Source organism: Rhizobium centroccidentale, from assembly GCF_030182565.1.
GTDB lineage: Bacteria > Pseudomonadota > Alphaproteobacteria > Rhizobiales > Rhizobiaceae > Rhizobium.
The window spans coordinates 342,509-354,573 of record NZ_JAQJCG010000003.1 but is presented as its reverse complement, the minus strand read 5'-3'; the positions used below and the strand labels follow the sequence as shown (position 1 = coordinate 354,573).

12 protein-coding genes and 1 riboswitch are annotated in these 12,065 nt (G+C 58.7%); of the genes, 9 read left to right on the top strand and 3 right to left on the bottom strand.

What is annotated here, in order from left to right; translation table 11 throughout:
- Positions 1-293 precede the first annotated feature (293 nt).
- Positions 294-1,127 carry an EF-hand domain-containing protein gene (locus tag PH562_RS05540; protein WP_285171937.1) on the bottom strand — a complete coding sequence of 278 codons (834 nt, stop codon included), beginning with the start codon at positions 1,125-1,127 and terminating at the stop codon, positions 294-296.
- A 498-nt stretch (positions 1,128-1,625) separates the two neighbouring features.
- Here PH562_RS05540 and PH562_RS05535 point away from each other — a divergent pair, with 498 nt between their 5' ends.
- The gene (locus PH562_RS05535) at positions 1,626-2,267 is read left to right on the top strand and encodes a TetR family transcriptional regulator (protein WP_285171936.1); all 642 of its coding nucleotides are present in this window, start codon (positions 1,626-1,628) and stop codon (positions 2,265-2,267) included.
- A gap of 278 nt (positions 2,268-2,545) precedes the next feature.
- Here PH562_RS05535 and PH562_RS05530 read toward each other — a convergent pair whose 3' ends face one another.
- The gene (locus PH562_RS05530) at positions 2,546-3,487 is read right to left on the bottom strand and encodes a porin (protein WP_285171935.1); all 942 of its coding nucleotides are present in this window, start codon (positions 3,485-3,487) and stop codon (positions 2,546-2,548) included.
- 604 nt (positions 3,488-4,091) lie between these two features.
- Between PH562_RS05530 and PH562_RS05525 the strand changes: the two genes are divergently transcribed.
- The 7 genes from PH562_RS05525 (at position 4,092) to PH562_RS05495 (ending at position 10,073) form a co-directional block, all read left to right on the top strand.
- Entirely contained in the window at positions 4,092-4,835 is a 744-nt protein-coding gene (locus tag PH562_RS05525) for a hypothetical protein (RefSeq protein ID WP_285171934.1), read from the top strand.
- Positions 4,836-4,965: 130 nt separating this feature from the next.
- A riboswitch (TPP riboswitch) is annotated at positions 4,966-5,097 on the top strand.
- A 92-nt stretch (positions 5,098-5,189) separates the two neighbouring features.
- A complete protein-coding gene (gene thiC / locus PH562_RS05520) occupies positions 5,190-7,016 on the top strand; it encodes a phosphomethylpyrimidine synthase ThiC (protein WP_285171933.1) in 1,827 nt (608 codons plus the stop codon).
- A 1-nt stretch (position 7,017) separates the two neighbouring features.
- Complete coding sequence (gene thiO, locus PH562_RS05515; protein ID WP_285171932.1) at positions 7,018-7,995, top strand: glycine oxidase ThiO; 978 nt, start codon at positions 7,018-7,020, stop codon at positions 7,993-7,995.
- Positions 7,986-8,183 carry a sulfur carrier protein ThiS gene (thiS, locus tag PH562_RS05510; protein WP_113231062.1) on the top strand — a complete coding sequence of 66 codons (198 nt, stop codon included), beginning with the start codon at positions 7,986-7,988 and terminating at the stop codon, positions 8,181-8,183. The genes thiO and thiS overlap by 10 nt, the downstream gene beginning before the upstream one ends.
- A 3-nt stretch (positions 8,184-8,186) precedes the next feature.
- Positions 8,187-8,960 carry a thiazole synthase gene (locus PH562_RS05505; protein ID WP_285171931.1) on the top strand — a complete coding sequence of 258 codons (774 nt, stop codon included), beginning with the start codon at positions 8,187-8,189 and terminating at the stop codon, positions 8,958-8,960.
- The gene (locus PH562_RS05500; RefSeq protein WP_285171930.1) at positions 8,957-9,568 is read left to right on the top strand and encodes a thiamine phosphate synthase; all 612 of its coding nucleotides are present in this window, start codon (positions 8,957-8,959) and stop codon (positions 9,566-9,568) included. Before PH562_RS05505 ends, PH562_RS05500 begins: the two co-directional genes overlap by 4 nt.
- A 160-nt stretch (positions 9,569-9,728) precedes the next feature.
- Positions 9,729-10,073: a hypothetical protein gene (locus PH562_RS05495; protein ID WP_113231059.1), complete on the top strand. Its 345-nt coding sequence runs from the start codon at positions 9,729-9,731 to the stop codon at positions 10,071-10,073.
- Between the two features lie 101 nt (positions 10,074-10,174).
- On the opposite strand, the gene PH562_RS05490 is transcribed toward PH562_RS05495, so the two are convergent.
- Positions 10,175-11,035: an urea carboxylase-associated family protein gene (locus tag PH562_RS05490; protein WP_285171929.1), complete on the bottom strand. Its 861-nt coding sequence runs from the start codon at positions 11,033-11,035 to the stop codon at positions 10,175-10,177.
- Positions 11,036-11,161: 126 nt separating this feature from the next.
- On the opposite strand from PH562_RS05490, the gene PH562_RS05485 reads away from it, so the two are divergent.
- The gene (locus tag PH562_RS05485) at positions 11,162-12,031 is read left to right on the top strand and encodes a LysR substrate-binding domain-containing protein (protein ID WP_285171928.1); all 870 of its coding nucleotides are present in this window, start codon (positions 11,162-11,164) and stop codon (positions 12,029-12,031) included.
- Positions 12,032-12,065 lie beyond the last annotated feature (34 nt).

Genomic DNA, 12,065 nt, shown 5'->3' with positions numbered 1-12,065 from the left:
CGGCCGGTAAACCCCGCCTCGCCCTCAACTTCGGCAAGCAACGCGACTTAGATCGCAGTATCTCGGTCAGCGTATCATCCTTCGACATCAAACACAGGCTCACAAGGATTGAACGCCGCATCTGCCGAATTCCGTCGCTTTCAGGTCGAGGGGTTTCGAATTTTCTTTCGAGCCCAAAGGCCCTCTATCAAGCAAACACAAAAGAGCCGGCTCACCCGGAGACAGGAGTTTCAACCTTCCTCACCCGGGCTTGCCGGCACTTCGCATGGCGGAATGCGAAAGCTCAGGCTCGATCAGAGCGTCAACAGGTCGCTCGTCGTCAGATCCTGTTCATTGTTCGCGTAGAAGCTTCCGAAATCCGGCATCTGCGATTGCTGCGCCTTCATGGCCTGCTCGAACTGGCTCTGCGTCAACGATCCGGAGCCGGATGTGTCGAGGCTCTTGAACAGCGACGTTGCCTGGTCTTCGCTTACATCCGAAGGACGGGCGGCCACGAATTCGGATTGGCTGACGTTGCCGTCGCCGTTCGTATCCATGGAGGAAAATGCGGCGGAGAGCTCGTCATCGCTCATCTGCCCGCCGCCCGGCGCGGGACGGCCGTGATGGCCTGCCTGCATGGCTTTTGCAAGCTGCGCCTCCGTGAGAGAGCCGGCATTGTCGGTGTCGAAGCTTTGGAACAATTGCTGCGCCTGGGTTTCGCTGACGTCCGACGGGCGTGCGGCCACGAATTCCGCTTCGCTGATATTGCCGTCGCCATTGGTGTCCATGGCGCTGATCGTATCGCTTTGGCTGCCATCCTGGCTGCCGGTTGCGGAAGTCTGCTGCGTACTTGACGTCGAACTGGTGGAGTTGCTGTTGGAATCCGATGTCGAGCCATCGCTGCCGATGCCGGCCTGCATGTTGAGAATCATGTTCATCAGCTGCGCGACGAGCTGTTCTGCCGAAGCGATCTGAGATTGATCGTCTGAAGACGAAGAGGAACTCGTGCCGGAAGAACTGCCCGACGAATTGCCGGAGGAGCTGTCGGACAGCAAGGACGCGATGGAATCATCAGCCGTCGACGCTGTAGAGCGCGAGGTCTGGTATTGATAATAATTGCTCGATGAGATCGAGTAGATGCTCGTCATTGGGGCCTCCAGATACGAGCGTTGAGAGGAACTCGGATGACTTATGCGTACGCGACTTGAACACGATCGATACCAGACCCGACCGCGTGAAGGCGGGAGCATGGTTTCGACAATCGATATGTGCGGATGGACTTGCGAACGCCGCCGATCAAACGCATCTTGCGCCCCAACTTGACCGATGCATCTTTTCCAGAGCAGGCGTCCCGGGATCACCCCGCCAATATGTATGTCGCCATCATGGCTATATTGGCATCTGCACATTTTCGATTTTCACTTCCCAACGTGGGGAAATTGCACAAGGAAACTTGCGCGTGGCTTATAGACGCTTGACGAACACATCCTGTTGCGATTTCCTTCCTCGATTTTTAGGGAATATATAAATTCCGCCACTCTGTTGAGGCATTGCTGGTATATGGGCTCCAGCACTGAGCGGCATTGATGGAAAAGAATACGAAGAAGAGGGGCACAGCTTGAACATCGGTTTCTGTGGAGAGGTGAATGAGGCGAACTAAGGAGGAGGCGGCGGAAACGAGGAGCGAGATTTTGCAATCCGCAAAAGCTCTGTTTCTCGACAAGGGCTACGAGAATGTGAGCCTGGAAGAGATAGCCGTAGTCGCCGGTGTCACACGGGGGGCAGTGCACTGGCATTTCAAGAACAAGCAAGGTCTGATGTTTGCGATTCGCGACGAGGCCCAGCAGCCGTTCAAGGATCTGGCGGAGCGGATGTCGAAAGAACTGCCGCCCAATCCGCTTGATCTCATCGCCGATACCATAGCTGCGATATTCGACGACATTCACAGCGATCCGCGCAAGCGCAGCATGTTGAAGGTGATGATGCATCTCGACATGGCATTTTGCGACGGGACGACAAGCCGGGCGAGCTCGTTCCGGCACGACATGCATGAAAATTTCGAACGCATTTTCACCCTGATGGATGAAAAGACGAAACTTCCGGCTCCCTGGACGCCGGATACGGCCGCTTCCGCTCTGACAGCAGTCATCGGCGGCCTGATCACCGAATGGACGCTCGACCGGGGCAGTTTCGAACTGGTTCCGTGTGGACAGATGTTCATAAAGATGGTGCTGAAGACCTGGTTCCCGCTGGCACAGACGCAGGAGCTGGCGATTACGGCGATCTGACGATACCGGAAAAAGCGTACAACGGTTTCCCCTTCGGAATTGAAGAGAACCAACGATAGCGGTTTCAAGCTTCTGCTGGGAGCCGAATCGATTGCCAGAAGCTGGAAATAAAAAAGGATCCGGAGGGAAAGCCAGATCCTTTGCTTTGATCGGAGGTCAACCGATCGATGAAAGAAGCCTGACGGATTGGAACGCCAGGCTTCTCATACCCGGCGCTAGGCCGGGTAATTCAATATTAGAAGCTACGCTCGAAGCGCAGGATACCAGCCCACTGATCCTTAGGCGAGCTGGAGGTTCCACTTCAGCTTTTCGTTGATCGGAACGCCAACGCCGCCCCAGACAGCCCAGTCACCCCAGCCGCACTTCGATGCATCGTTAACCGGGCAAGCCGAACGATCGAGGTTGGTGCCTGCGTACTTGTTGAGCTTGTCGCCGTCCGTGTTCCAGCCGCCCATCAAGAAGGCCGAGAAGGTACCGAAGTCAGCATCGACACGAGCCTTGATGGCGCCTTCTTCGACGATCGAGTCGTAACCGCCGACGACCTTGAAGCCCCATGCACCGGACTTGAAGCCGGCACCGGCAACGACGTCAGGAGCGTAGTGATTGCCCTTGTCGTCGGACCACCAGCTGGAGCCATAGGAAGCGCCCGAGCCGCTGGAGTTGCTGTCTTCAACCGAGACGACAGCCGTGAAGCCGTTGCCGGCATCGTAGCTGTAGGTCAACTGGTTGAGTTCGTACGGGCCGTCATAGATCACGTCGTCGTTGATGACGTCGCCGGCATAACCGATGTAGTAGTTATACTGCGAGTCGGCCTTACCGACGAGGAAGCCGCCGAGGCTGATGTTGGCGAACAGCAGCTTGGTGGAGGTCGAGTTGCCGTCGTTCCAGTCCCAACGGATGACCGTATTGGTCTTCAGCGGGCCGTATTCGGTGTCGGTCGCGGTGTCGACGCTCAGCTCGGCGCGGGTGTGCCAGAGCGTGCCATTCTTGCTGTTCGGGTTGTAGGCATCGTACCATTCGCCTTCGGTACGGACGCGGCCGCCGATCTTGAGGCAGGTTTCCGTGCCCGGAATGAAGAAGTAGCCAGCACCGTATGCGTCGCAGATGCGAACGTATTCCAGCGGCTCCGGCTCAGCAGCGACGATCGCGTCTGCTGCATGGGCACCGGATACTGCTGCCAGCGCAGCAGCGGAGCCGAGAAGAAGGCTCTTGATGTTCATTTTAAACTCCTGGTTGTATTATGCATTTCTATTTTACCGCGAGCGCAGAACTGGAGCATCACCCTGGAGATCGGTTTGGTCTAAACACGACCGGGCAGCCCGGCAAATACGCACCTGATGTTGGCTTGAGTCCCCTCGAACCTTCATGATTACCCCCGCGGTAAAAGGCTTTGAAATGCCTCTACCGATCCGGCCGATTGCTCGACCGTAAGACAACTTATGTCCTGACAGTGGATTTACAAACAGCCCGTATGTTTGTCAATTATATGAAGGGCGCTGAGGCGTTAGTCTTGGCTGCTGTTGCTTAAATGCAACTCGCGACCGCGGGCCATGGTGGCATCCGGCAAGGATGGCAAAGATGTCCCTGTTCACAAGAACGCCTGCCAGTCGGGTCGTCATCGCATTTAAGGCCAGCGCGATGTCGGCGGTCGATGACGCCATGGCAGGCCAATCCGGTCATGGCATGGCCATCGGAAATTCCGCGGCAAATGACCGGTCGGCTTGAGCAAAGATCAGCAATGAATTTCAACAATTCGCTACACACAGAAATGTTGAATTTTCCTAGATTCCGGCGACTCGCGCCATCGGAGAGGGAAAATCGCGAATGAATGAGAACCGGCTGATCTTCATAGCGACTCCCTGCTTCGGCGGCCTCGTCACCAAGGACTATATGCAGTCCATTTTCTCATTGATGCAGACGGGCGCGCAGGCAGGCATACAGCTGACGCTGGCCCTGCTCGGCAATGACGCCCTGATTACCCGCAGCCGAAACACGCTTGTCTCGTCTTTCCTGAACGATACGACGGCGACCCATATGCTCTTCATCGACGCCGACATCAGCTTCGAGCCTGATCAGGTCATGAGGCTGCTGGAAGCCGATAAGGACGTGGTCGCTGCCATGTATCCGATCAAGGATTATGATTGGGAGACGGCGGCCCGCATCAATTCAGCCGACGGCGAAACACTTGCGGCTGCCGCACTTCACTATGTCGGGACCCCGCTTGTCGGCGAGGTTGCAGAACGTGAAGGCGATTTCGTCAGCGCAGTCTATGCAGGCACCGGCATGCTTCTGATCAAGCGCAGCGTCATAGAAAGAATGATCGCGGCCTATCCGGAGCTGCGCTACAACGCAATCCACGCCTATCCCAGCACCAAACGCTCGCCCGGCACCCAATACGCCCTGTTCGAATGCATGGTCGAGGAGGGAACGGGAATCTATCTCAGCGAGGACTTCGCCTTCTGTCACCGCTGGCGAGCCCTCGGCGGCAAGATCTGGCTTGATACCGCGAGCAAGCTGTCCCATACCGGCCCTCATCGCTTCGTCGGCAATACCACACCGCGTTACTGAGGCGCGTCAAGTCAGCGCGATGATCCGCACGATAAAGTTGTAATTCGGCGCGCGCGGCAATGGTCAATCTCCCGAAAATGCGGCCATCGCTACGGGGTTGACAGAGGACAAGAGTAAGGCATAGCCTTTTCACATTCACCAGGGGGGTCCCGGCAAGGGGCTGAGATACTGCTGGACAACGAGGCTTTGCCTCCTGTGGCGCAGTGACCCGTTGAACCTGATCCAGTTCATACTGGCGTAGGGACGGTGCAAGCGCTCGATGGCTTCGGATTCCCGCCTGGATTCCATGCCGGCGGCTTTTCATCATTCCGGCTGATTGACTGGGTCTCCAACTGCAACTTGGAGCCTCAAACCATGAATATTGCCGCAAAGAATCTCACTCCGACTGTCACCACCGGCCCGCTGCCGGCATCCCGGAAAATCTATATCCCCGGGGAAATCCACACAGACATCCGCGTGCCGATGCGCGAAATCAGCGTCCATCCGACCTCGGGCGAACCGCCTGTCGTTGTCTATGATTCTTCCGGCCCCTATACGATCGAGGGCGCCGATATTCGCATCGAGCAGGGTCTGTTGCAGCTGCGCCGCGACTGGGTTCTCGCCCGCGGCGATGTCGAGGCTTATGAAGGCCGGCATGTGCGCCCTGAGGACAACGGTTTCGTCACCGGCGAACGGCTGACGCCGGAGTTTCCGGCCAAACGGCAGCCCCTGCGGGCAAAAGACGGCAAAGCGGTCACCCAACTTGCCTACGCGCGCGCCGGCATCATCACCCCGGAAATGGAATTCATCGCCATCCGCGAGAATCTCGGCCGCAAGGCGAAGGCAGAAGCCCTGATCCGCGATGGCGAAAGCTTCGGCGCCCATATTCCGGATCATGTCACCCCGGAATTCGTCCGCCAGGAGGTTGCCGCCGGCCGCGCGATCATCCCGGCCAACATCAATCATCCGGAAAGCGAGCCGATGATCATCGGCAGGAATTTCCTGGTGAAGATCAACGCCAATATCGGCAATTCCGCCGTCACCTCTTCCATGGCGGAGGAAGTCGAGAAAATGGTCTGGGCCGCGCGCTGGGGCGCCGATACCGTCATGGACCTTTCGACCGGCCGCAACATCCATAATATCCGTGAGTGGATCATCCGCAATTCGCCGCTGCCGATCGGCACGGTGCCGCTCTACCAGGCGCTGGAAAAGGTCGGCGGCATTGCCGAGGAGCTCACCTGGGAGGTCTATCGCGATACGCTGATCGAGCAGGCCGAACAGGGCGTCGACTATTTTACCATCCATGCCGGCGTGCGGCTGCATTACATTCCGCTGACCGTCAACCGCGTCACCGGCATCGTTTCGCGCGGCGGGTCGATCATGGCCAAATGGTGTCTTCATCATCATCGCGAGAGCTTCCTTTACGAGCATTTCGAGGAAATCTGTGATATCTGCCGGGCCTATGACGTCTCCTTCTCGCTCGGAGATGGCCTGCGACCGGGCTCGATTGCCGATGCCAACGACGACGCCCAATTTGCCGAACTCGAGACGCTTGGCGAGTTGACGAAGATCGCCTGGGCAAAAGACTGCCAGGTGATGATCGAAGGCCCCGGCCATGTGCCGATGCACAAGATCAAGGAGAACATGGACAAGCAGCTGGCCGTCTGCGGCGAGGCGCCCTTCTACACGCTCGGACCGCTGACGACGGATATCGCGCCTGGCTACGATCACATCACATCGGGCATCGGCGCCGCAATGATCGGCTGGTTCGGCACGGCGATGCTCTGCTACGTCACGCCGAAGGAGCACCTTGGTCTGCCTGATCGCAACGACGTCAAGACCGGCGTCATAACCTACAAGATCGCCGCTCATGCGGCCGACCTCGCCAAGGGGCATCCGGCCGCTCAAGTCCGCGACGACGCATTGTCGCGTGCAAGATTCGAGTTCCGCTGGGAGGACCAGTTTAACCTGTCGCTCGATCCGGATACTGCCCGCAGCTTCCACGACGAAACCCTGCCGAAGGAAGCCCACAAGGTTGCGCATTTCTGCTCGATGTGCGGGCCTAAATTCTGCTCGATGCGGATTTCGCACGACATCCGCGCGGAGGCACAGAAGGAAGGGCTGGAAGCGATGGCGGCGAAATATCGGGAGGGCGGCGATCTCTATATGCCGGTCGAAGCCCCTGCCCAGACGGCCGAGTGAGATGCGCATCCTTGTCAAAGGGGCCGGCGTTGCCGGCCTCACGGTCGCTCACGAGCTGATCCGGCACGGAGCGGAGGTCACGATCTCAGATCCAAGCCGGGATTTTCAGCGCGCCGCATCCTGGCTTGCCGGCGGCATGCTGGCACCTTGGTGCGAGCGGGAAAGCGCCGATGAGGCTGTGCTGACGCTCGGCCGTGACTCAGCCGATCGATGGGAAGCGATTCTGCCGGGCAAGATCACCCGCAATGGAACGCTCGTCGTCGCGCCGAACCGCGATCAAAACGAGCTGAAGCGATTCGCCAGCCGCACGACGGGCTATCGCTGGGTAGACGACGACGAAATCGCCTCCCTTGAGCCTTCGCTCGCCGGTCGGTTCCGCCAAGGCCTGCTCTTTCAACGGGAAGCGCATCTCGATCCGCGCGAGATCCTGCAATCATTGAAGGACGATCTATCTGCAAAAGGCGTCGCCTTTATCGACAAGCTCGTGGATGACCATAGCTTCTCTGAGATCGTCGACTGCACGGGGGCTGCCCGCATCGGCCGCATCCACGATTTGCGCGGGGTTCGCGGCGAAATGCTCTATCTGCAAAGCGACGAGGTCTCGCTTACGCGGCCCGTCCGCCTGCTGCATCCACGTTTTCCCGTCTATATCGTACCGCGCGACGGAGGCCTGTTCATGGTCGGCGCGACGATGATCGAGACCGACTTCAAAGGGCCGATCACCGCCCGTTCGCTGATGGAACTCTTGAACGCAGCCTATGCGCTGCACCCGGCCTTTGCCGAAGCCGCCGTGATCGAAACCGGCGCCGGCATCCGACCTGCCTTTCCCGACAATCTTCCCCGCGTAGCGCGCGAAGGAGGGACCGTTTTCGTCAACGGTCTTTATCGTCACGGCTTTCTGCTCGCGCCGGCGATGGCCGAAGAAGCAGCCGATCTCATCTTTTCCGGACACAACAACAGGAGCCGCCAATGCGCCTGATCATCAATGGCGAGACCCAGATTGTCGAAGCAACCACGCTCTCGCAGCTTCTCGCCGCGCTCGAATATGAGGGCGAATGGCTGGCAACCGCCGTCAACGGCGAGCTCATCCATAGCGACGAGCGTGATGACCACACCCTAACCGACGACGACAGGATCGAAATCCTCACTCCAATGCAAGGAGGTTGACCCGTGCTTGAACTCTATGGGACCCAAATCACATCGCACCTCCTTCTCGGCACGGCACGCTACCCCTCCCCGGCGGTGCTGGCGGAGGCCGTCAAACGTTCGCAAACCGGGATCGTGACCGTATCGCTACGCCGGGAAACCGCAGGAGGGCGCAACGGGGGCGCATTCTTCGAGATGATTCGCGAACTCGGCGTTCATGTCCTTCCCAATACCGCCGGCTGCCACGGCGTATCCGAGGCGGTACTGACGGCGAAAATGGCACGCGAAGTGTTTCGGACCAATTGGATCAAGCTCGAGGTAATCGGCAACCACGATACACTGCAACCCGACGTCTTCGCGCTGGTGGAAGCGACGAAAATCCTTGCCGACGAGGGATTTGAGGTCTTTCCCTACACGACGGACGATCTCGTCGTCGCCGAGCGGCTGCTGGAAGCCGGATGCAAGGTGCTGATGCCCTGGTGCGCCCCGATCGGAACGGCGGCGGGACCGCTCAATCTCTCCGCTCTGCGTTCGATGCGGGCGCATTTTGCCGAGGTGCCGCTAATCGTGGATGCCGGCATCGGCAGGCCTTCGCATGCGGCGACCGTCATGGAGCTCGGCTTCGATGCGGTGCTACTTAATACAGCGGTTGCCGGGGCTGGCGATCCGGCCGTGATGGCTGAGGCCTTCGCCAAGGCGATCGACGCCGGCAGACAGGCATTTGGCGCCGGCATGCTGGAGCCGCGCGATATGGCCGTGCCATCGACACCAGTGATCGGAAAGGCGGTGTTCGCGTGACGCTCGATCCCTTCTATCTCATTGTCGATAGTGCGGCTTGGATTTGGCGGTTGGTGCCGCTCGGCGTCAAACTGGTGCAGTTGCGCATCAAGGATCGCACCGAGACAGAGCTTCGCGCGGAAATTCGCGAAGCGAAGGCAGTTTGTGCCGTGCATGGATGCCAATTGATCGTCAACGACCATTGGCAACTGGCGATCGAGGAGAGCTGCGACTTCATCCATCTCGGCCAGGAAGATCTCGCTTCCGCCGATCTTTCCGCCATACGGAATGCCGGATTGAAACTAGGGCTTTCGACACATGACGAGGCGGAGCTGAAGACGGCGCTTGCTGCTGAACCCGATTATATAGCGCTAGGGCCGATCTATCCGACCGTGCTCAAGGTCATGCCCTGGGCACCCCAGGGTCTCGAGCGGATTGGCGAGTGGAAAGCTCACATCGGGAATCGGCCACTCGTCGCAATCGGCGGCCTGACGGTCGAACGCCTTGCCGGTGTATTCGAACACGGCGCTGATGTTGCAGCGGTCGTAACCGACATCACCCGCAATCCTGACCCCGAATCGCGAACGCTCGAATGGGTGGCGGCGACCCGGCAGATGCCTCCAAATTGACAAGATCGCGCCTCAGGAGCCCATGCAAGGGGTTATTTCAGCTGCTATTGCCCGATGAACGGGCCATTCATAGAATATTCAGCTGAACATAATCATGCTGAAGACGTTAATTAGATGACTCGCGCATTCGCTGAGCACAAAGACTGCTTTGGAGGTAGTCATGATAAAGAAGACGGTTCTTACGGTTTTGCTGGCCGCTACGGTCGTAGGCGGCGCATTGGCGCCCGTCAGCAGCGCACAGGCGCAGTATTACGACGGCCATCGCGGCGACTGGCGCGGCCATGACGATTGGCGTCGTCACCACCACCATGGCAATGGCGGCGCGATCGCCGGCGGTGTTGCCGCCGGTCTACTCGGCGGGCTGATCGTCGGCGGCGCCCTTGCCAACAGAGGCCCGGTTTACGAAGTCGCCCCACCGCCGCCGAGATGCTGGTACGAGGATCGCCGCGTCCAGAACGAGTATGACTATGGCTGGCATTACGAGCGCATTCGCGTTTGTAACTAAGCGATAAGCGATGCATCTGCCTGATTGGACGCATCGTTTCATGGGCGATTTGGATTTGCCGGCGGCCAAAACCGCCGGCAAAACTGTTTGAGGCTGGCGAATTATAGGCCGTGCGTCCTCGGATAGGGATTACGCTCCGGGTATATTCGCCCGACGAGGCTTTCAGACTCGGGTCGCCAGATTTCGACGAGCAAGGGATAACAGGGCACCGAATCGCTCGAATGCTCGCTGCCGCAATCGCCACCGGGACAAGCTGAAAGCGCGCCGACAAGATCGATCTCCGCGAAGAACTCAATAAAGTCGCCCGGCCGCACCGGGCTTGCCTTCATGAAGTATTGGTGCGTGTCGCGGGTAAAGCCCGTGCACATGAAGACATTCAGCACGTCGTGAACATGGAACTCCGCCTCCTGAATGGGGATGTTCATTTCCTTGGCGAGCGCGCGCGACAGGTTCGAATGGCAGCAATGGTGATAGTCGTCGCCTTTCAGCAGCCGGTTCGTATAGGGATCGCAGCGCGTGCCGATGACATCGTGGACGCCGGCTCCATCCGCGTCCCAGCCATACCAGCCAAGCGTATCATGCGTGATCGTCGCCATTGGGCGCAGATAGGGCAATGTGCTCCACAGCCGATCGCCGACACCGACATGGGTGGCATGCAAAGCCCGCGTCTTGCCGCTGAAAAAGCGCTCGGAAAGATCGGCAGCATTCCACAGATTGAGATCGCCGACCTGCGCGCCCTCGATGCTGACGATCCGAAAGAAATGTCCCTTCGGCACGCGAAAACTGCCACCTTCGCGCGGGGGCACGATGATCTCGGCAATCTTGGTCATGGTTTGCCTTGCCGCGCGCAGCACATCCATATCGACCGGCGGCAGCGTTCCGTTCGGGTAGACGACAACGGGTGGCTTGCCGCGCCGCTCTTCGGCATCGGTGGGTGCTGGCATATCGAAAATACTGTTCATGGCGGCTTTCATTCCTCACCGATCTGACAAGAAGACATTCGTCTCCGCAGCACTGTAAGGATACCAGCTCCTTGCGCAACGGTGATCGCGCTTGCGCTTTGACCAAGTCTTACTTAGCCTATTGGAATGCAACATCTCCCGCTTGCCTCCCTTCGCGCCTTCGAGGCTGCCATTCGCCATGAGAGTTTTGCCAAGGCGGCGGCCGAACTCAATCTCACGGCCGCGGGTGTGAGCCAGCATGTGCGCGCCCTCGAGGAATGGCTTACCACCAAGCTGTTTACGCGACATGCCCGTGGCGTAACGGCGACCATGGCCGGCCGCAGTTTCGGGGCAGCAGTGGCAAGCGGTCTCGGACATATCGATATCGCCGCCCGGCAACTGCGGCTTGCCGCAAGCAACAGGCCGGTCAGCGTGGCCTGTATCGCCTCCGTCGCCACCCGTTGGCTGATACCCCGGTTGCCCGCATTCAAGAAAGAATACCCCGAAATCCAGATCAATATCGTCTATGCACTGGATGCGAAGACACCGGAGGAGGCAAGCGTCGATCTTCTGATCCGTCACGGAACAAGACCTTCAACGCATGCCATCTCGCTATTGACGGCCGAAACGCGGCCGACCTGTTCGAGAGAATATGAGCGCCGTCACGGACCGATCGGGACGCCAGCCGATCTCCTTAATCTCGACCTCCTGCACGATGAAACGACGGCCGCATGGACACGCTGGTTCGCCCTCGAAGGTATCCACCAGCCTCCAAGGGCTGGCCCGATCTTTGCCGATTTCGGCTTGATGATCGGGTCCGTTATCGGCGGGCAAGGTGTAGGTCTCTGCCCCTCGGCCTTGATCTCGGATGAATTGGCCAATGGAACGCTGGTTGCCCTATCCAATACGGCTCTGGACACCGATAAATCTTATTGGCTGATCGAAGGTAACCATCTTTCCAACGATGCTGAAATGTTTCGCAACTGGCTGATTGCTGCCAATGCCGCAATCGCTTAGGCGTCAATCTGGACGACTCGAACTGCCCCTCGCC

What these genes read in the sequence shown, in the direction of transcription:
- thiS (WP_113231062.1), top strand. Translation starts at nt 7,986, where the DNA reads ATGCGCCTGATCATCAATGGCGAGACCCAGATTGTCGAAGCAACCACG.
- PH562_RS05490 (WP_285171929.1), bottom strand. Translation starts at nt 11,035, where the DNA reads ATGAACAGTATTTTCGATATGCCAGCACCCACCGATGCCGAAGAGCGG.
- PH562_RS05540 (WP_285171937.1), bottom strand. Translation starts at nt 1,127, where the DNA reads ATGACGAGCATCTACTCGATCTCATCGAGCAATTATTATCAATACCAG.
- PH562_RS05525 (WP_285171934.1), top strand. Translation starts at nt 4,092, where the DNA reads ATGAATGAGAACCGGCTGATCTTCATAGCGACTCCCTGCTTCGGCGGC.
- thiO (WP_285171932.1), top strand. Translation starts at nt 7,018, where the DNA reads ATGCGCATCCTTGTCAAAGGGGCCGGCGTTGCCGGCCTCACGGTCGCT.
- PH562_RS05535 (WP_285171936.1), top strand. Translation starts at nt 1,626, where the DNA reads ATGAGGCGAACTAAGGAGGAGGCGGCGGAAACGAGGAGCGAGATTTTG.
- PH562_RS05485 (WP_285171928.1), top strand. Translation starts at nt 11,162, where the DNA reads ATGCAACATCTCCCGCTTGCCTCCCTTCGCGCCTTCGAGGCTGCCATT.
- PH562_RS05495 (WP_113231059.1), top strand. Translation starts at nt 9,729, where the DNA reads ATGATAAAGAAGACGGTTCTTACGGTTTTGCTGGCCGCTACGGTCGTA.
- thiC (WP_285171933.1), top strand. Translation starts at nt 5,190, where the DNA reads ATGAATATTGCCGCAAAGAATCTCACTCCGACTGTCACCACCGGCCCG.
- PH562_RS05530 (WP_285171935.1), bottom strand. Translation starts at nt 3,487, where the DNA reads ATGAACATCAAGAGCCTTCTTCTCGGCTCCGCTGCTGCGCTGGCAGCA.